The following is a 17,604-nucleotide window of genomic DNA, read 5'->3' as shown; positions in this document are numbered from 1 at the left end:
ATATGCGCGTCATTTGGGTGTTAATTTTCTGATTCGTAACGTGATACGCTTGTTATTCCAGAAACTTCATGTAAGTGATTAATTAGATTATCTAATTGTTCCAAATTATTTACATTTACCATGATATTTCCTTCAAAGATACCTTCATTACTAGAAATCGAAAGGGATCGAATATTTACTTTGAATTCTTGGGATATAACTGTTGTCAATTTATTTACCAAACCGACATCATCGATTCCCACCAAACGGATCCCTGTAAGGAAGCAGGTTTCTTGTTTAGAGGACGCCCATTTAGCTTTCAAAATACGGTAGCCATAGTTTGCCATTAGTTTTGACGCATTGGGGCATGAGGTACGATGTATTTTTATACCATCATTGACAGTTAAAAATCCAAAGATGTCATCTCCAGGTATAGGATTGCAACATGGTGCTAATGTATAATCTACTTTTTGGAAATCATCGCCTATGAGAATAGTGTCTGCATTTTTTTTGTCAATTTTATCAACGAGACCAGAGATATGGGTATTGAATTGATTTTGAATAGGCTCGTTTAATTTTTCATTGGCAGCAAATTCACGTAGATTTTTAATATCAATCGCACCTTTGGCCACATTAACGAATAGATCCTGTGAGCTAGGAAGTTTAAAGAAATTGGCGATTTTATTGATATTATCCGTGTTATACGTGATTTTGAGCGATTTTAGTTTACGTTCTAAAATCTCTTTACCATCTTCGGCAATTCTGCGTTTTTCCTCCTTTAAGGAAGATTTAATTTTAGATTTCGCTTTTGCGGTAACCACAAAACCTAACCAATCTTCTTTTGGAGCTTGTTTACTAGAAGTAATGATTTCTACTTGGTCGCCATTTTGCAACGGGTGACTCAGAGGTACTAATTTATGATTTACTTTAGCTCCAATGCAGGTTGCACCAATATCAGTGTGTATTTCGAAAGCAAAATCTAATGCTGTGGCACCGTTTGGAAGCTGTATCAATGTCCCTTTTGGAGTGAAAATAAATATCTCATCTGAAAATAAATTCATTTTGAAATCATCCAAAAAGTCAATCGCATTTTGATCTGAATTACTCAAAATATCACGTACTTTTTGAATCCATTGATCTAAACCATTGTCAGTATTTGACTCTTTATATTTCCAATGCGCAGCAAAGCCTTTCTCTGCAATCTCATTCATGCGTTTGGTACGAATCTGTACTTCTACCCATTGTCCTTTGGGGCCCATTACAGTAGTGTGTAGAGACTCATAGCCATTGCCTTTCGGTGTAGAGATCCAATCACGTAGACGGTCTGGATTTGGACGATATAGATCCGTGATGATGGAGTATACTTTCCAAGACTCAGTTTTTTCTTTTTCTAATGAAGTGTCAATGATTACGCGAATAGCAAATAAATCATAAACTTCTTCAAAAGGGATTGATTTTTTACGCATTTTGTTCCAAATGGAATGTATTGATTTGGGACGGCCAAATACTTGCGCACGAATATCTTGCTCTTCGAGTATTTCTTTTATTGGGGCTACGAAAGCAGTAACAAATTTCTCACGTTCAGCCTTTTTTTCATTTAGTTTTTTAGCAATAAATTTATACGTATCAGGATCTGTATATTTCATTGACAAATCTTCTAATTCCGATTTTATAGCATATAAACCTAGACGATGTGCTAGCGGGGCATATAGATAGCTTGTTTCTGATGCTATTTTCAATTGTTTATGGCGCGCCATGAATTCCATGGTACGCATATTGTGTAGCCGATCTGCCAATTTGATTAGAATTACACGAACATCATCAGCCAGTGTCAAGAGCATCTTTCTGAAATTCTCTGCTTGTATAGAGCTATTTGGGTCGAATATTCCAGATATTTTTGTTAGGCCATCTATTATTTTAGCTACTTTCTTTCCGAATTGTTCTTCAATATTAAGTAATGTAATGGAAGTGTCTTCAACTACATCATGTAAAAGTGCACAGACAATAGAAGTAGTACCCAACCCTATTTCTTCCGCTGCAATTTGAGCAACTGCGATAGGATGGTAAATATAGGGCTCCCCAGATTTGCGACGCATATCTTTGTGGCTCTCGAGCGCTAAATCAAAGGCCTTGCGGATTTGTTGTTTGTCTCCTTTTTGTAAGGTTGGTTTACAAGCACGAAGCAATGCTCTATATCTCTTTCTAATTTCTTTGTTTTCGGCTTCAATATCAATCACATATTCTTCCATAACCACCCTCGTTTATTTATTTCGTAATTTCAGACTAAAGTTATATTTTTATATTAAAATATTATTGTTAGTGAGTTGTTTTTTTGTACAAAAATAAATATAGACAAAAAATAAACGTAAGCAACTAATTCGAACTTAAAAAATAATGCGCTGTAGAAAAATTATAATCATAACTTTTTTAGTTTCTTTTTTCATTTATGAACTAAGTGGGCAAGAAAGTATGTCTTTATTAACACTTCCGCATTATGGCGATGGCAAGCCTGAAGTGGTGGGGTATTACCTTACTACAAAACTGGAATCTGGAGAAGAAGTACCTTGGTTTCCTATCGAAACAGTCGTGGTCAAAGCGCGTAGAGAATGGAAGAGTGCGGCAGAAAGAGAGCAATATCTGCGATTAAAAAGGAATGTTTTACGTGTGCTTCCTTATGCAATCTATGCCCAAAAACGCTACGAACAGTTGGATCGGGACCTGGCACTCGTAAGTTCAAAAAAAGAAGAAAAAAAATTGATTGAAGCTTGTGAAGATGAAATAAAGGATAAGATTCATAATGAAGTAAAAAACTTGTCCGTTTCACAAGGTAAAATATTAATAAAGCTCATTGAACGTCAAACAGGAAGTACAAGTTATGAACTAGTCAAGAGCATGAAAGGTTCAGTGCGCGCTTTTGTTTATCAAGGAGTCGCAAGGGTATTTGGACATAACCTGAAAACGACTTATGATCCACAAGAGGATTTTGTAATTGAGAATATTATTCGTGAATATGAAAGTGTAAGACCTATTAATAAACCCTATCAATAGCCCAATTATGTCAAATAATATATACGATTTTAAGGCGCTTGAATTTTCTGGTAATGAACGATCTTTAAAAGATTTTCAGGGCAAAGTATTGTTAGTTGTAAATACCGCTAGTGCGTGTTTTTTTACAAAGCAATTCAAGACGTTGGAGCAGTTATATGTAAAATATAAAGACCAGGGTTTTGAAATACTAGCTTTTCCATCCAATAATTTTAATAACCAAGAGCCTCGAACAGGAACAAATCTAGAAACATTCTGTCGCATTAATCAGCGTGTTACATTTCCTGTGTTTAAAAGAATACATGTAAAAGGTGAATTCATCCATCCCTTATATAATTTTTTGACGAACAAGGAATTGAATGGAAGGGTAGGTAGTAAGCCCATATGGAACTTTCACAAGTATTTAATCAATAAGAAAGGAGAGGTAATAGATTATTTTTACCCTACGACTTCACCGTTATCTTCAAAAATAGAAAATCGAATTGAACAGCTATTGTCAGAGTAGTATTATGATTTAGTATATTTGTACTTAATCATAACGATAATGGATACAAAGTTAGATTTAATGGTCATGACGGTTCATCCTGATGATGCCGAATTGGGCGCAGGAGGAACAATAGCTAAGTATGTCGCATCGGGAAAGAAGGTCGGAATAATAGACCTTACCAAGGGAGAGCTCGGTACACGTGGTACTGAGGTAACGAGAGCACAGGAAGCTAAGGCCGCAGCAAAAATATTAGGCGTAGCTATACGCGAAAATCTAGGACTTCGAGATGGTTTTTTTGTTAATGAAGAGGCATCGCAACGAATCATTATTCAGTCCATCCGCAAGTATAAACCCGAGATAGTAATTACTAATGCTTTGGATGATAGACATCCTGATCATGGGCGTGCCAGTAAATTAGTTAATGACTCTATTTTTTTAGCAGGATTACGTCGTATTGAAACTTATGATAGTGGTGAGCTTCAGGAGGCATTTAGGCCCAGATTGCAGCTGCAATTGATACAAGATAAATATATAAAACCCGACGTTATATTGGATATCACCGAATTTTGGGATATAAAAGAACAATCAATATTAGCCTATAAAACGCAGTTTAATTCTTCTTCGACCGAAGATGGGCCACAGACATATATTTCAGATCCTAGTTTTATGGAATCTACTAGAGGTAGAGCGCATGAGTTTGGACGTAATATTCAAGTGAAATATGCCGAAGCATTTACATCAAGAAAATTGTTAGGCGTAAAGGATTTATTTGATCTTATATAAATATAAAGACATAGAGCCTATTTGTTAAAATAGGCTCTAATATTTTCTTCATCAATTTTGATTTGCGCTTGTAGTTCCTCCAATGAATCGTATCGCTCATCGCCACGTATATGTTTATAAAAATTTATTCTAATCGTTTTATCATATAGGTCATCACTAAAATCTAGTAAATTGACTTCAATTTTTCTATTCATTCCGTCTACAGTAGGACGCGTACCTATATAACACATACCTTTAGCTATTCTTTCTGGCGTAGGGTCTACATATTCTCCGGCAGAAATAGATGGCACTGAAGGATATATTTCCACCTCAACCGCATAAATACCGTATGCCGGGATCAGCTTATGGGATTCGTGTACATGAATATTAGCCGTAGGAAATCCTATTGTACGGCCTATCTGATCTCCTTTTATAACAGTACCTGTAAGTTCAAAAGCATAACCTAAGTACTTATTTGCATTCTCTATATTACCTGTTATAAGCGCTTCACGGATACGTGTCGACGAAACTGCTACATCTTCAATATCTTGCTTAGGGATCTCTTTTACTTGAAAATCAAAGATGTCAGACAACTCTATGAGGTCTTTGATACTCCCTTTACGATCTTTAGCAAAATGATGATCATAGCCGATTATAATCACTTTAGTACCCAATTTATTAACTAACACATTACGGATGTATTCTTCCGCTGTTTGATTCGAAAAATCACGTGTAAAAGGTGTTATAATTAGATGATCTAATCCAGCAATTGCTAATTGATGTACTTTTTCCTCGATATCATTTATCAATCGTAGATTTTCATCTTCTGGATTGAAAATGAGTCGTGGATGCGGAAAAAAAGTTAATAGTACAGATTCACCGTTTGTTTCTTTAGCGCAATCAACTAGTTTCTTTAAGATTTTTTGATGACCGATATGAACGCCATCGAATGTCCCAATAGTAACAATTGCATTGTCAAGCGATTCAAACTCTTCTAAGCTTCTATAAATTTTCATGATCGCTATTTTCAGTATTTAATTCTGCTAAAGCTTTTTGTTCTCTAATTTTTTGGATTAATTCATCCAAATTCCACGCGTTATCAACGTGGTGTTCACCACTCATCGTTCTACGTAATGACGATAGATGTGCTCCATTATTAAGGCGAATTCCAAAATCACTAGCTATGGATCGAATATAGGTACCCTTCGAACATTTAATTCGAAAGAATACATGTGGTAATTCGATTTTTTCTACTTCAAATTCTTGAATGAATACTTTGCGTGATTTTAATTCTACTTCTTCTCCACGTCTTGCTTTTTCATAAGCGCGCTCACCATTTATCTGAACCGCTGAGTGAGCTGGTGGATATTGCTCTAACTCTCCTTCAAAAGATTTGGCTGTATCCAAAACAGCTTGCTCTGTAATGCTAGAGATATCAAAGGTTTGATTTATTTCTGTTTCCAAATCAAAAGATGCTGTAGTAGAACCTAGTGTGATTGTACCTGTATATTCTTTATCTTCCGCCTGAATTAAATCTATTTTCTTTGTTAACTTACCTGTACACACGATTAGCAAACCTGTTGCTAACGGATCTAATGTACCCGCATGACCAACTTTTAGTTTTAGTGGTTTCATCGTATTTCGAAGCTTACCTACTACATCAAAACTTGTCCATGTCAATGGTTTGTCTACTAACAACAACTCGCCCTCGGCAAAAGAGAAAGTTTTATCTTGAATGTTTTCCATTAAATAATTTGTAAGCTATGACCACTTAAAAGCATAGCTATAATCACCACCCCAACTATAATCCTATACCAACCAAATACTTTAAAACCGTATTTAGTTAAGATATCAATAAATGTTTTTATTGCTATAATAGCAACAATGAATCCTATAATATTACCTACAATAAGTAAATTTATCTCTTCACCCGTAAATGTATGTCCTTCTTTAAGAAATTTATATAATTTAACCACGGAAGCTCCTAGCATCATAGGGATTGCTAAGAAGAATGAAAATTCTGCCGCAGCTTTACGTGTCAATTTTTGGGTCATACCACCCACGATAGTACTCGCCGAACGTGATGTGCCTGGTATTAGCGCTAGACATTGGTAAAAACCAATAACCAAAGCTTGTTTGTACGATATATCATCTGAGCTTTCTAGAGTAGGTTTGTTGAACCATTTATCTACAAATAATAAAATAACACCACCTACAACGAGCATGATAGCTACCATAAGAGGGCTTTCTAATAATGAATCGATAAAGTCATTTAATAATAAGCCTAATATGGATGCTGGAATCGCTGCTACTACCAATTTGTAGTAGAAGTCCATTGACTTGAAAAATCTTTTCCAGTATAGTACTAATACGGATAGAATTGTGCCTAATTGTATGACGATAGTAAATAATTTGACAAATGCGGAAGGTTCTATACCCATCAATGCAGTGCCTATAATCATATGTCCTGTCGAGGAAACAGGCAAAAACTCGGTTAACCCTTCTATTATAGCAAGTATAATAGCTTCAAAGTAATTCATATTTTAGGTATATATTATTTATTCTTTGGTTTGTATAAAATAGCAACAAAACCTAATGCGAAGCCTAAAATGATGACTAATGGTGCTAATGTTATTTTTGTGAAGCTATAGATATCTTCTGTACCCATCATCAAGAAGAAGCCTATAGCAACAATTAGTATACTTAGAATAAAGATTTGATAGTTTATTTTTTGGAAAACAAAGCCATTCATCTTTTTATTATCGTTTGTTAACGTGTTTTTTTCTGACATAATTAAATTATATGATATATAATGTTTAAGTATAGTGCTAATTATTAGCGGTATAAACTATGTGACTTTGCTTTCAGATATTTTGTTACCGCAAAATAAGTGCTTAATCCAGATATTAAAATTCCTAGAATTATGATAGCCACAAATATTACTCCAAATTCTGCCCAATTTCCTAAAATGATAATCTCCGGAATTTGTTTTTGTGCAAATTGTAACGTAAATATTAGTAATAAAATAGCAATAAGGGCACCAATTAAGCCATGAACAATACCATAAAGGATATATGGCCTGCGAATAAAGCTCTTTGTTGCTCCAATCAATTGCATACTTTTAATCAAAAATCGTTGCGAATAGATTGATAAACGTATGGTGTTATTGATTAATGCAATGGCTATAATTAATAGTATAACCGCAAAAGCCAATACTACCATAGATATATTGCGAATATTTTGGTTCACCATATCAATCAGTGATTCTTGGTATACCACCTCTTTTATTTTACTGTTCTTTGAGATTCCTTGAATGAAAGTATGAATACTATCCGAGTTGGCATATTGTTCTTTTAGATATATGTCTATGGATGGCAATAATGGGTTTTTACCAAGGTATTCTACAAAATCTTCTCCCAAATCCTCTTTAAGATTCTTTGCGGCAAGGTCTTTACTTACGTATTCTGTGCGCAATACATAGTTATTTTTCTCAATATCTTTTTGCAACGTCAAAACTTCACCCTCACTTACATTATCATTAACGATAATATTTAGTACGATGTTCTCTTTAACATATTTAGATAGGTTTTTGGCATTTACTAATATTAAACCCAATAATCCAATCATTAAGAGTACCAAAGCGATACTAATAACTGTAGATATATATACTGATTTTGTTTTTGTTCTTGGTGATCCCTGTTCTAATACTGACATAAAGCATTAATATTTGATGCGAAAATAAAGAATTAAGCTGATTTAATGAATTAATAATGTAATTACATGCATTGATTATTTAGGTTTTAACATTTTTTCACTTTATCACATTTGAATTAATTCTCTCCTAATATCTGAATTTATTCTAGCTAATCGAAAACTTTTGTATCTATATTGCTGTAAAATATTTAGTTTTGTATCTCTTATTTAATTTTCTTTTTAATAGTAAAGATGGATTATAATCATAAATCAATAGAACAAAAGTGGCAAAAGTTTTGGGCGGATAATCAAACCTTCAAAACGGCAGAGACAACAGATAAACCTAAATATTATGTTTTAGACATGTTTCCTTATCCATCAGGAGCAGGTTTACACGTTGGACACCCACTAGGTTATATTGCTTCGGATATTTTTTCGCGCTACAAACGATTGAAAGGCTTTAATGTATTGCACCCAATGGGATACGATTCTTTTGGCCTTCCTGCAGAGCAATATGCCATTCAAACAGGACAACATCCTGCGATTACTACGGCAGCTAATATTGATCGTTATAGAGAGCAATTGGATAATATTGGTTTTTCATTTGATTGGTCGCGTGAGATACGTACATCAGAGCCTGAATACTATAAATGGACGCAATGGATTTTTATTCAATTGTTCAATTCATGGTATAATAAAGAAACAGATCGTGCAGAGCTGATCGATACCTTGATCGCTAAATTCGAAACTACAGGATCTTCGAATATTAAAGCTGAAGCTGATGATGAGGTGTTGTCTTTCACTGCGGATCAATGGAAAGCTTTTTCTGAAGAAGAACAACAACGCGAGTTGTTAAAATATAGAATAGCATACCTACGCGAAAGTACCGTAAATTGGTGTGCAGCACTTGGAACTGTATTAGCGAACGATGAGGTTATTAATGGCCTTTCGGAACGCGGCGGATTTCCTGTGGAACAAAAGAAAATGATGCAATGGTCGATGCGTATCACGGCGTATGCAGATCGTTTGCTTCGTGGTTTGGATACCATCGATTGGCCAGAGCCTTTGGTGGAGATGCAACGCAATTGGATCGGTAAATCGGTAGGCGCATCTGTCAAGTTCCCTGTGCCGCAGCTGGATACGAATATTGAGGTTTTTACCACACGTGTGGATACTATTTTTGGTGTTTCTTTTGTGGTATTGGCACCAGAGCACGATTTAGTCGATGCTTTGACAACGGATGCACAACGTGCTGAAGTAGATGCATATATCGATAAAACAGCCAAAAAATCTGAATTAGATCGTATGGCTGATACTAAGACGGTATCAGGTGTATTCACGGGTTCTTATGCGAAACATCCTATCACAGGCGAAGATGTGCAGATATGGATTGCAGATTATGTATTGGCAGGTTATGGTACTGGTGCTGTTATGGCTGTACCTTCAGGTGACCAACGTGATTACGTTTTTGCAAAACATTTTAACTTACCGATCATTGCGATTTCTGATTCTCAAAATATCGAAGAAGCAGCTGACGCAAATAAAGAGGGTAGATATATCAACTCTGGATTTATCAATGGCTTGACTTATCAAGAAGCTGTGGATGCATTAATCCTTAAATTAGAAGAATTAAAACTAGGAAAGGCAAAAATAAACTTCCGTATGCGTGATGCGATTTTTGGTCGTCAACGTTATTGGGGTGAGCCAGTACCTGTATATTTCAAAAATGGTTTACCTTATTTGATTAAAGAAGAAGAGTTACCATTATTATTACCTTCAGTAGATAAATATTTACCTACAGAATCTGGTGAACCTCCTCTTGGACGTGCCGAAAATTGGAAATACCAAGATCAATATGATTATGAATTAAGCACTATGCCAGGTTGGGCTGGTTCTTCATGGTATTGGTTTCGATATATGGATCCGACCAATGAGAAGGATTTTGCAGCCAAAGAAGCGGTAGATTATTGGAAATCTGTAGATCTATATATTGGTGGATCGGAGCACGCTACTGGTCACTTATTATATTCTCGTTTTTGGAATAAATTCTTGAAGGATTTGGGTTACCACAATGAAGAAGAACCCTTCAAAAAATTGATTAATCAAGGGATGATTCAAGGACGCTCTAGCTTTATATACCGTGTGTTAGATGAAGAGGGGAGAGGTACCAATACATACGTTTCTTTAGGGTTGAAAGATCAATATAATACTATTCCATTGCACGTAGACGTAAACATCGTATATAATGATGTACTGGATTTAGAGAAATTTAAATCCTCTAGACCAGAATATACGGATGCTGTATTTGTACTTGAAGATGGTAAATATATCTGCGGTACTGAGGTGGAGAAAATGTCCAAATCTAAGTTTAATGTAGTAAATCCTGATGATATTGTTGATCAATACGGAGCAGATACATTACGCCTTTATGAAATGTTCTTAGGGCCCTTGGAGCAAGCGAAGCCATGGAATACAAATGGTATTGAAGGAGTCTATAAATTCTTGCGCAAGGTATGGCGTTTATTCCATGATACGGAAGGCAACTTCCATGTTTCTGAGGAAGAGCCTACAAAAGCAGAATACAAAGCATTGCATAAGATCATCAAGAAAGCTGAAGATGATATCGAAAGATTCTCTTTCAATACTTCGGTATCAGCATTTATGATCTGTGTAAATGAATTGACAGAGTTGAAGTGTAATAAACGTGCTATTTTGCAAGATTTAATCATTGTGTTAGAGCCTTATGCGCCACATATTACTGAGGAATTGTGGACTTTATTAGGCAATGATGCAGGAACAATTTCATATGCGTCATTCCCTAAATTTAACCCTGATTATTTAGTAGAATCTGAATTTGCTTACCCTGTTTCGATCAATGGAAAGATGAAAATGAATTTGCCTTTGGCATTGGATTTAGATAATAAAGCAGTAGAAGAAATAGTATTGGCTAATGCTGATGTACAACGCTATTTGGATGGTAAACCAGTCAAAAAACTAATCTTCGTGAAAGGAAAGATTATCAATATCGTGATTTAATATCCTTTACATAAAAGAAAAAAGCCTCAAAATTTGTTTTGAGGCTTTTTTCTTTTATCGCTTTAATAGCATTTAGTATTGTATCTTAATAGAATTGAGTTATTTTTTCAAGATAGTACAATCCGTAGAAGTTGGTAAATAAAAATTGTATTTGAATTAAAAATTATTGACAATCCGAGAAGGGAGATAGCTTTTAATATTAATGTAGGTGATAAACTATAAGCAATAACAGAAAAGAAAATTGATAGAATAAAGTGGGAGATCTTACGTATAAAATGAATAATCCCGAATTTATAGATTTTGCAAGTTGGGTTTCAGAAAAACTTCAAACAAGGATGTTTTTAGAAAAGGCCAATAGATTTATTGTGATCGAATAACTATTGAAAGATGAGCTATTTGGACCTAAGAGAAGCAAGCTAGTCAATGAATTATAAAATCTTAATTGGGGCTAGAATTTTGCTCGTTACATATGTACTGTCTAATATTTCTAGGGGTTATTGAGACTTTTGGAATAAGGTTGTTTTTTAATCACATTAGTTTATTATACTGTATTAATCAATTACTCTATCAGACTACTTTATTATAATCCGATAGAGTAATTGATTAATATTTTTTAAGAATGACTATTTAAAACTTATACTGTTTAAAATAGTGTTGATTAAATTATGTGCCTTATGATGATCATTAGTATATACTGTACCGAAAACTTTGTACTTATCTTGATTGTCCTGCATTTCAAAATACTTTATATTTGAGCGTGTACGTAAATAATGAACTAGTACTTCATAATTATTGACAGACTTAATCTCCGAAAAATGATCATTTTGAACAGTCCTGTCTGGTGCCGGGCCTCCGATAATAGAGTTAACAGAGGGGGTAGTGGCATAACGTACATGTTCAAGGTTGTCTTTTGGATAGGTCGCTGTGATGCGACGAGAAACAATCTGTACTAACATTCCATCTACCCACCAAAATTCCCCGACCATTTCATTTGTGTTTTTATAATAATTAGCCGCATTTACTTGCGCTTGTCTACTATATGCAACATCCATATTCAGCCGATTTGTTGGATTTAACAAGGTGCTGTTCGCTATTGTACTAAAAGGGACAACATTCTTCCCTTGAACATATACCTGTGCTTGAGATACTATAGTCATACCAATTATAAGTATCATTGTGATTATGTGTTTTTTCAATTTTCTTCAATTTCAAAAAATTTAACATGGGTTATTAATCGGTTTTCCATTCTCATCTAATTTAATGTTTTTATAATCAGATATTCTTAGGATACCCATTATATATTTTTGATGGAAATTAGGGGAAATATTATTAATGCCTATAAGAGATGTTTGTCTCAAAAAATGGTAACATTTTTGAACAGATTGAAAAACAGGTAAGTCTAGCCCAATTCTTGTCAACGGCTATATGGACAATTTTATCGAAGTCAGTATTTGTTCGATTCTTATATATCTTTTCACTATATCTAACGGTATGACTGACATATATTGTGAAATCCTGTCATTATCTTCTGTTTTTTAGAGGTATAGCATGACATAAGTGTAATAAAAAAAATATTCTATTCAAGATTAAACTTTGGCTCGCTTATTGAGTCTTATATTACGTACAACAAAATGAAAGGTATAATATGATAAAAAAAGAAAAGAAAAATCAAACTACATTAGACAGAAGCCCATACATGTATTATGTTACCAATTGGGGATTCGTAGATCAACAGCCAACTAAGGCAAATGCCAAAAAAACAGAAAGCTTAACTACCCGTTAAACTTAAAAAACAAAAAATCAGATGATATGCTTTTCCATACGAAAGCATTTTTTTTGTTTATAGACCTTTTTATTCCCAATTTTCTTATTAACAATATTTAACAAGAGATCGATTAAACAAATGCCGGTTTAATTACTCTATATAAAGTAGTGTGCATAGTTATATTTTATTGTTTTTAGAATTTTCATTGCACATTATTTGAATTAACAGAATTTAACGTTGTTGTAATTAAACTTTACAGAATTAAATAGCTCTATTGATATAGTTAATAACATAGAGATTTATAACATTAAAAGTAAAAGAATATGAAAAAGATATTAGCATTAGGATTATTATTATCAGGAATTAGTTTCGCTTCTATAGCACAACAATTGCCAAGTGAAGGTACAGTAGGTCGTAATGATCAAGGAAAAAAGGAAATGGTTCAAAAGTCTGCTGACAAGAAAGGTAGATGCTCAGGAAAGTATCATAAATTGAATAAATCTAAAAGTGATGATATGTCTGCTGATAAATCAAAGAAATACGATGGGCATGGCAAAGGTTCTAAAGATGTAAAACCAGTATATCATGATGGTATCAAAAAAGAAAGAAAAGGAGCAGATAAGTCGATGAATAAGGCTTAAGTTAGTAAAGCTTCAGTTTAGTATTAATAAACGATATAATTTAGGATAGAATTTAACTTTAGCGGCTTATAGTACGCTATATAATATAAAAATCAAAATAGGAGAATAAAAAAATGAAAAAGATATTAGCATTAGGATTATTATTGACAGGCATTAGTTTTGCAACTATTGCACAAGAGACTACTAAAAAAGATAAAACTGGACGTAGAGGGCATGACAAGAAAGAGATGATTCAGAAAACACCTGAAGAAATGGCACAAATGCGTACCGATCGCTTAGATAAGGAAGTAAAACTTACTGAACAGCAACGCAAAGATGTGTATGCTTTGAATTTGGAGCATGCTAAAGCAAAAAAACAAGCTATGGATGCACGTAAGAAAGACATGCAGGTACGTCAAGATGCAAGAAAAGCCTCTCAAGAGCAACTGAATAAAATACTTACTCCTGAACAACAAAAATTGATGGCAGAAAAGATGTCTAAGGATGAAGGAAAAAAATCGCATAGACGAGAAGGGTATAAAAAGGACTTTAAAGGTGGTAATCGTAGCGAAGGTAACAAGGTAAAGTCATCTACTGGAGGTACTTCTAAATCTTAGAAATAGTTAAAAAAATGTATAGTTAGGTATTCAGCTATCCTCGATCAGAGGATAGCTTTTTATTTATCATTACAATTTGTTCTTATTTTAATGCTATTATTATTGGTGAAAATAGGTGAGTATTTAGTAAACAATTAGCATTTTTAATTGTATTAAGGTTATAAAATAATAATAACTAGACATGAAAAAGATATTATCAATAGTATTACTGTTATCAAGTATTAGTATTGCAGCATTCGCACAACAAACGCCTAAGAAAGATGGTCGTACAGATCGTAAGAGATCGGAACTGGTAGATAAAACAGCAGAAGAGATTGCTAAGAAGCGTACTGAACATATTGATAAAGAGGTGAAACTTACCGAACAGCAACGTAAAGATGTGTATGCGCTATATCTGAAAGAAGCAAAAGCTACGATAGAAGCTGAGCAAAAAGCTAGTCAAACTAATACGGAGAGAAAAGGAAATGCTAAAAAGGGTGCTAATGATGAAGTACATAAATTACTTACTCCTGAGCAGCAAAAAGTATTAGCAGATAAAAAAAGTAAAAGCCATAAATCAGCTAAAAGTCAAGACGCTAAGAATAAAGCTAAAACTAACTAAAAGTCACAAAGCCTAATAAAATATTTTGTGTATATGAAAGCTATCCTTTTTCAGGATAGCTTATTTTTTATGTAAATAGCTAATGAATTAATGTTATCATAATCTAATAATTTACTTTTTAGTTTGTTAAATATTTTTTAATGATATTTATTTTATATTATTTTAAACTATTTTCTTTACAGTAGTTATATTGTTGTAGATTTATGATTTAAAGGACATGGAATTAAAACAAATAAAGATGAAAAAGATATTATCGTTAGCATTATTATTATCAAGTATGAGTTTTGTAATTATGGCGCAAGATGTGTCTGAAAAAGGACACGATGATCATACAGGGCATGACAAAAAAGAGATGATGCAAAAGTCTGCAGAAGAAATTGCTCAAATGCGTACAGATCGATTGGATAAAGAAGTTAAACTTACAGCGAGTCAGCGTAAGCAAGTTTATGCATTAAATCTTAAGGATGCCAAAGCCCTGAAAATAGAAATGGAGGCACGACAAAAAGAAAGTGATGCAAATCGCCTCGCTAAGAAGGAGTCTAAAGATCAATTATTCAAAATATTGACCCCAGAGCAACAAAAAATTATCGCAGAAAAATTTGATCTTCACAATGATGGGAAACCGTATTTTAAACGTGAGGAAATGAAAAAAAAGTCCAAAGATGGTAAACGTACGCTTAGTAATAAAGTAGGATCTACCGTTAACTAGGAAGTTAAGGATTAATATATAGTATAGTTTGTTGTTTTAAGCTATTCTCCTGCGGAGGATAGCTTTTTGTTTTTACATTATATGGTTTTTGATTATTATTTATCATTTTTGTTAAATGAAGATTACATTACTGTGTATAGGTAAGACAGATGATAAATTTATTCAAGAGGGGATTGATAAATATCTTAATCGTTTGAAGCATTATATTACTTTTAATATCGTGGTTTTACCAGATGTAAAAAATGTAAAGAATATGTCTCAAGCCCAGCAGATGGATAAAGAATCCGAATTATTCTTTAAAAATATAACTAATCAGGATTTTGTTGTACTATTGGATGAGAAGGGGAAAGAATTCCGATCTGTAGAATTTGCGGACTATCTTTCTAAAAAAATGGTCTCTGGGGTTACACATATGGTTATTTTGATTGGTGGTCCTTATGGTTTTGCAGAGAAAGTTAGAGAAAGAGCCAATTATTTGGTATCTCTTTCGAAAATGACATTCTCCCATCAGATGGTTCGTTTATTTTTCGTAGAGCAAGTTTATAGAGCATTTTCTATTATGAAAGGTGAACCCTATCATCATGAATAGTGGATTTGATAACTATATAGTATTATTAAATAATGGGAGTTTTAATATGGATATGAACAAATATAAACGCGACTTTAAATACAGGAGCGACGAGGGAAATAAAAGACCACTAACATGGTTGATAATAGTATGTGGGATAGCATTAGCGGCGATAGCATTTTTTTTAGATAGTTAATACCTATTACGACATCCCGCAGTGCATCGTTGTTGGGAAAGTCATGATTAGATTTTTGGTTAAAAAATAAGGCGATATTGGGAGTATCGCCTTATATCACACTAACTATTATTGATGTACCTTTCGAACAAAAGGCCTCAATAAATAAATGCCGGAATATTACTTATGGACATTTATCAATTTAAAGATAATGAATACTATCCATTATCGCCAAATTTTTATTGTAAATTAATTAATAGTTATTGTATTTCTTAGTTTTTTAATTCTGTAAAAACTTTCCACGCTATTTTATCAGTTTTGAATGTTAAATCTGCTTCTTGAAGGCTATCTATTTTTTCAAATCTAAAGGCTTCTTCTTTGTCAAAATTAGTATCATTCTGTACTGGATTGAAGTCGAAAGGTTTTGTTTTAATATTAATATTAATCTCCTCTATAGCCTTTACCTGATAATATATTGAAATAATTTGACTGCTATTGAAGCTTGATTTTTCGTAGAAATCTGTTGTATAGATGTGTCGTACAATTTCTATTTTTAGATTACATTCTTCTAAAAATTCTCGTTTTAAAGCATCCAATAAACCCTCTCCGTATTCTAATCCTCCACCTGGAAATTTGGTGAACGAAACATTTTGTGTTCTTTCATCACTGATTAATACCCGATTATTCTCGTCTATTAATATTCCATACACACGCACATTAAATGGGAACATAACTATTATTTATTTCGCTTAGATAAGTCTTTTATGTAAATATTTTTAAATTCTACGGGTTGCCCTTCACTTTGTAGCGCGATATAACCCGACTTTAGTGCCTTTCCGTCAATTTTAATTCGAGGATCATAATTATTCACTACATCGCCACCAATATGTGGTTTGGAATACGTTAATACGGTATCTCCTTCGATTATATGTTTTATGATAGAATCTCCTAAGACAATTAATTCTGCCTGAACCCATTGGTTCCCATCATATGTTTTTGATTTTGAATTCACACAATGTGTTGGGAAAAAGGTGTCCGCTAAATATATATGTGTACCAGGAGAGCACATATTGCCGGTAGGGCGCGGTTTTCCATCACCTAAGCCACCCAAAAATTGCATCTCTACTGATATGGGCCAATCTTGATGTGTAGGCATTGTACGTGGATCTTGCGCATGAAACATAACGCCGCTATTTCTTAGCGTATAGGATGGTGCACCAGGGTATAAATCGCCATAAAATCTATAGGCTAATTTTAAGTGATAATGAGAATAAGGAATGTCATAGTATAGGTGACCAAATCTATTTTTATAGTCATCACCATATCCGTCATAATTTACTTGGATAACACCATCTTTTACACGAAAAGTGTTCTCAAAATTATTGCCTACCTCGTAAGGATATATTTTTACTGTCCAGTTGTTTAGATCTTTACCATTAAACAATGCTGTCCATTCGTCTTCCTTGAAAGAAGATGACACACAGGTGAGATTTATTAATCCAAATAGGAATAGTGACTTAAAACTATTTCTTATACTCATTATCTTA

The 17,604-nt window shown here is 33.7% G+C and carries 19 protein-coding genes; 10 read left to right on the top strand and 9 right to left on the bottom strand.

The features are described from left to right. Nucleotides 1–20: 20 nt before the first annotated feature. Nucleotides 21–2,228, bottom strand: coding sequence for a RelA/SpoT family protein (locus IP023_RS00835; protein WP_241788347.1), 2,208 nt, complete (start codon nt 2,226–2,228; stop codon nt 21–23). Between the two features lie 220 nt (nt 2,229–2,448). Here IP023_RS00835 and IP023_RS00830 point away from each other — a divergent pair, with 220 nt between their 5' ends. The 3 genes from IP023_RS00830 to bshB1 are packed head-to-tail and all read left to right on the top strand — an operon-like array spanning nt 2,449 to nt 4,294. Next, nucleotides 2,449–3,027, top strand: a complete 579-nt coding sequence (locus IP023_RS00830) for a DUF4294 domain-containing protein (protein WP_241788346.1) — start codon at nt 2,449–2,451, stop codon at nt 3,025–3,027. Between the two features lie 7 nt (nt 3,028–3,034). Continuing rightward, nucleotides 3,035–3,529, top strand: coding sequence for a glutathione peroxidase (locus tag IP023_RS00825; RefSeq protein WP_241788345.1), 495 nt, complete (start codon nt 3,035–3,037; stop codon nt 3,527–3,529). 39 nt (nt 3,530–3,568) lie between these two features. Next, a complete protein-coding gene (bshB1, locus tag IP023_RS00820; protein WP_241788344.1) occupies nt 3,569–4,294 on the top strand; it encodes a bacillithiol biosynthesis deacetylase BshB1 in 726 nt (241 codons plus the stop codon). A 17-nt stretch (nt 4,295–4,311) separates the two neighbouring features. Here the strand turns inward: bshB1 and IP023_RS00815 are convergent, their stop codons facing one another. From IP023_RS00815 to IP023_RS00795, 5 genes are read right to left on the bottom strand one after another with little or no spacing between them, the layout of a single operon-like run. Beyond that, the gene (locus tag IP023_RS00815) at nt 4,312–5,289 is read right to left on the bottom strand and encodes a bifunctional riboflavin kinase/FAD synthetase (RefSeq protein WP_241788343.1); all 978 of its coding nucleotides are present in this window, start codon (nt 5,287–5,289) and stop codon (nt 4,312–4,314) included. Further along, nucleotides 5,276–6,019 (bottom strand): tRNA pseudouridine(55) synthase TruB, encoded by a 744-nt coding sequence (gene truB / locus IP023_RS00810; protein ID WP_241788342.1) that lies wholly within the window; start codon nt 6,017–6,019, stop codon nt 5,276–5,278. Before truB ends, IP023_RS00815 begins: the two co-directional genes overlap by 14 nt. Further along, nucleotides 6,019–6,813, bottom strand: coding sequence for an undecaprenyl-diphosphate phosphatase (locus IP023_RS00805; protein ID WP_241788341.1), 795 nt, complete (start codon nt 6,811–6,813; stop codon nt 6,019–6,021). Before IP023_RS00805 ends, truB begins: the two co-directional genes overlap by 1 nt. Nucleotides 6,814–6,827: 14 nt before the next feature. Further along, entirely contained in the window at nt 6,828–7,064 is a 237-nt protein-coding gene (locus tag IP023_RS00800) for a DUF3098 domain-containing protein (protein WP_241788340.1), read from the bottom strand. Nucleotides 7,065–7,108: 44 nt separating this feature from the next. Next, nucleotides 7,109–7,987: a cell division protein FtsX gene (locus IP023_RS00795; protein ID WP_241788339.1), complete on the bottom strand. Its 879-nt coding sequence runs from the start codon at nt 7,985–7,987 to the stop codon at nt 7,109–7,111. Between the two features lie 231 nt (nt 7,988–8,218). Here IP023_RS00795 and leuS point away from each other — a divergent pair, with 231 nt between their 5' ends. Then, nucleotides 8,219–11,002: a leucine--tRNA ligase gene (gene leuS / locus IP023_RS00790; RefSeq protein WP_241788338.1), complete on the top strand. Its 2,784-nt coding sequence runs from the start codon at nt 8,219–8,221 to the stop codon at nt 11,000–11,002. A 623-nt stretch (nt 11,003–11,625) separates the two neighbouring features. Here leuS and IP023_RS00785 read toward each other — a convergent pair. Then, a complete protein-coding gene (locus IP023_RS00785) occupies nt 11,626–12,177 on the bottom strand; it encodes a hypothetical protein (protein WP_241788337.1) in 552 nt (183 codons plus the stop codon). A gap of 470 nt (nt 12,178–12,647) precedes the next feature. On the opposite strand from IP023_RS00785, the gene IP023_RS00780 reads away from it, so the two are divergent. From IP023_RS00780 to rlmH, 6 genes are all read left to right on the top strand, one after another. Next, nucleotides 12,648–12,785: a hypothetical protein gene (locus tag IP023_RS00780; RefSeq protein WP_241788336.1), complete on the top strand. Its 138-nt coding sequence runs from the start codon at nt 12,648–12,650 to the stop codon at nt 12,783–12,785. Between the two features lie 305 nt (nt 12,786–13,090). Then, on the top strand, nt 13,091–13,408 hold the full coding sequence (locus IP023_RS00775; RefSeq protein WP_241788335.1) for a hypothetical protein: 318 nt from the start codon (nt 13,091–13,093) through the stop codon (nt 13,406–13,408). Between the two features lie 113 nt (nt 13,409–13,521). Further along, on the top strand, nt 13,522–14,004 hold the full coding sequence (locus tag IP023_RS00770) for a DUF1682 domain-containing protein (protein ID WP_241788334.1): 483 nt from the start codon (nt 13,522–13,524) through the stop codon (nt 14,002–14,004). Between the two features lie 181 nt (nt 14,005–14,185). Continuing rightward, nucleotides 14,186–14,605, top strand: coding sequence for a hypothetical protein (locus tag IP023_RS00765; RefSeq protein WP_241788333.1), 420 nt, complete (start codon nt 14,186–14,188; stop codon nt 14,603–14,605). A gap of 238 nt (nt 14,606–14,843) precedes the next feature. Continuing rightward, nucleotides 14,844–15,314 (top strand): hypothetical protein, encoded by a 471-nt coding sequence (locus tag IP023_RS00760; protein WP_241788332.1) that lies wholly within the window; start codon nt 14,844–14,846, stop codon nt 15,312–15,314. Between the two features lie 115 nt (nt 15,315–15,429). Then, a complete protein-coding gene (gene rlmH, locus IP023_RS00755) occupies nt 15,430–15,903 on the top strand; it encodes a 23S rRNA (pseudouridine(1915)-N(3))-methyltransferase RlmH (protein WP_241788331.1) in 474 nt (157 codons plus the stop codon). A gap of 426 nt (nt 15,904–16,329) precedes the next feature. Here the strand turns inward: rlmH and IP023_RS00750 are convergent, their stop codons facing one another. Next, nucleotides 16,330–16,788: an NUDIX domain-containing protein gene (locus IP023_RS00750; protein ID WP_241788330.1), complete on the bottom strand. Its 459-nt coding sequence runs from the start codon at nt 16,786–16,788 to the stop codon at nt 16,330–16,332. Between the two features lie 5 nt (nt 16,789–16,793). Next, a complete protein-coding gene (locus IP023_RS00745) occupies nt 16,794–17,597 on the bottom strand; it encodes a 3-keto-disaccharide hydrolase (protein ID WP_241788329.1) in 804 nt (267 codons plus the stop codon). Between the last annotated feature and the right edge of the window lie 7 nt (nt 17,598–17,604).

Source organism: Sphingobacterium rhinopitheci (genome assembly GCF_022627575.1).
Taxonomy (GTDB): Bacteria; Bacteroidota; Bacteroidia; order Sphingobacteriales; family Sphingobacteriaceae; genus Sphingobacterium; species Sphingobacterium rhinopitheci.
The sequence above is the reverse complement of the archived record's forward strand: the minus strand, read 5'-3'. Positions and strand labels throughout refer to the sequence as shown.

Excerpts from the sequence above, each read along its gene's own strand:
- IP023_RS00750 (WP_241788330.1), bottom strand. The coding sequence starts at position 16,788 with ATGTTCCCATTTAATGTGCGTGTGTATGGAATATTAATAGACGAGAAT.
- IP023_RS00765 (WP_241788333.1), top strand. The coding sequence starts at position 14,186 with ATGAAAAAGATATTATCAATAGTATTACTGTTATCAAGTATTAGTATT.
- IP023_RS00760 (WP_241788332.1), top strand. The coding sequence starts at position 14,844 with ATGAAAAAGATATTATCGTTAGCATTATTATTATCAAGTATGAGTTTT.
- rlmH (WP_241788331.1), top strand. The coding sequence starts at position 15,430 with ATGAAGATTACATTACTGTGTATAGGTAAGACAGATGATAAATTTATT.
- IP023_RS00805 (WP_241788341.1), bottom strand. The coding sequence starts at position 6,813 with ATGAATTACTTTGAAGCTATTATACTTGCTATAATAGAAGGGTTAACC.
- bshB1 (WP_241788344.1), top strand. The coding sequence starts at position 3,569 with ATGGATACAAAGTTAGATTTAATGGTCATGACGGTTCATCCTGATGAT.
- IP023_RS00745 (WP_241788329.1), bottom strand. The coding sequence starts at position 17,597 with ATGAGTATAAGAAATAGTTTTAAGTCACTATTCCTATTTGGATTAATA.
- IP023_RS00815 (WP_241788343.1), bottom strand. The coding sequence starts at position 5,289 with ATGAAAATTTATAGAAGCTTAGAAGAGTTTGAATCGCTTGACAATGCA.
- leuS (WP_241788338.1), top strand. The coding sequence starts at position 8,219 with ATGGATTATAATCATAAATCAATAGAACAAAAGTGGCAAAAGTTTTGG.
- IP023_RS00825 (WP_241788345.1), top strand. The coding sequence starts at position 3,035 with ATGTCAAATAATATATACGATTTTAAGGCGCTTGAATTTTCTGGTAAT.
- IP023_RS00795 (WP_241788339.1), bottom strand. The coding sequence starts at position 7,987 with ATGTCAGTATTAGAACAGGGATCACCAAGAACAAAAACAAAATCAGTA.
- IP023_RS00800 (WP_241788340.1), bottom strand. The coding sequence starts at position 7,064 with ATGTCAGAAAAAAACACGTTAACAAACGATAATAAAAAGATGAATGGC.
- IP023_RS00830 (WP_241788346.1), top strand. The coding sequence starts at position 2,449 with ATGTCTTTATTAACACTTCCGCATTATGGCGATGGCAAGCCTGAAGTG.
- truB (WP_241788342.1), bottom strand. The coding sequence starts at position 6,019 with ATGGAAAACATTCAAGATAAAACTTTCTCTTTTGCCGAGGGCGAGTTG.
- IP023_RS00775 (WP_241788335.1), top strand. The coding sequence starts at position 13,091 with ATGAAAAAGATATTAGCATTAGGATTATTATTATCAGGAATTAGTTTC.
- IP023_RS00770 (WP_241788334.1), top strand. The coding sequence starts at position 13,522 with ATGAAAAAGATATTAGCATTAGGATTATTATTGACAGGCATTAGTTTT.
- IP023_RS00785 (WP_241788337.1), bottom strand. The coding sequence starts at position 12,177 with ATGATACTTATAATTGGTATGACTATAGTATCTCAAGCACAGGTATAT.
- IP023_RS00780 (WP_241788336.1), top strand. The coding sequence starts at position 12,648 with ATGATAAAAAAAGAAAAGAAAAATCAAACTACATTAGACAGAAGCCCA.
- IP023_RS00835 (WP_241788347.1), bottom strand. The coding sequence starts at position 2,228 with ATGGAAGAATATGTGATTGATATTGAAGCCGAAAACAAAGAAATTAGA.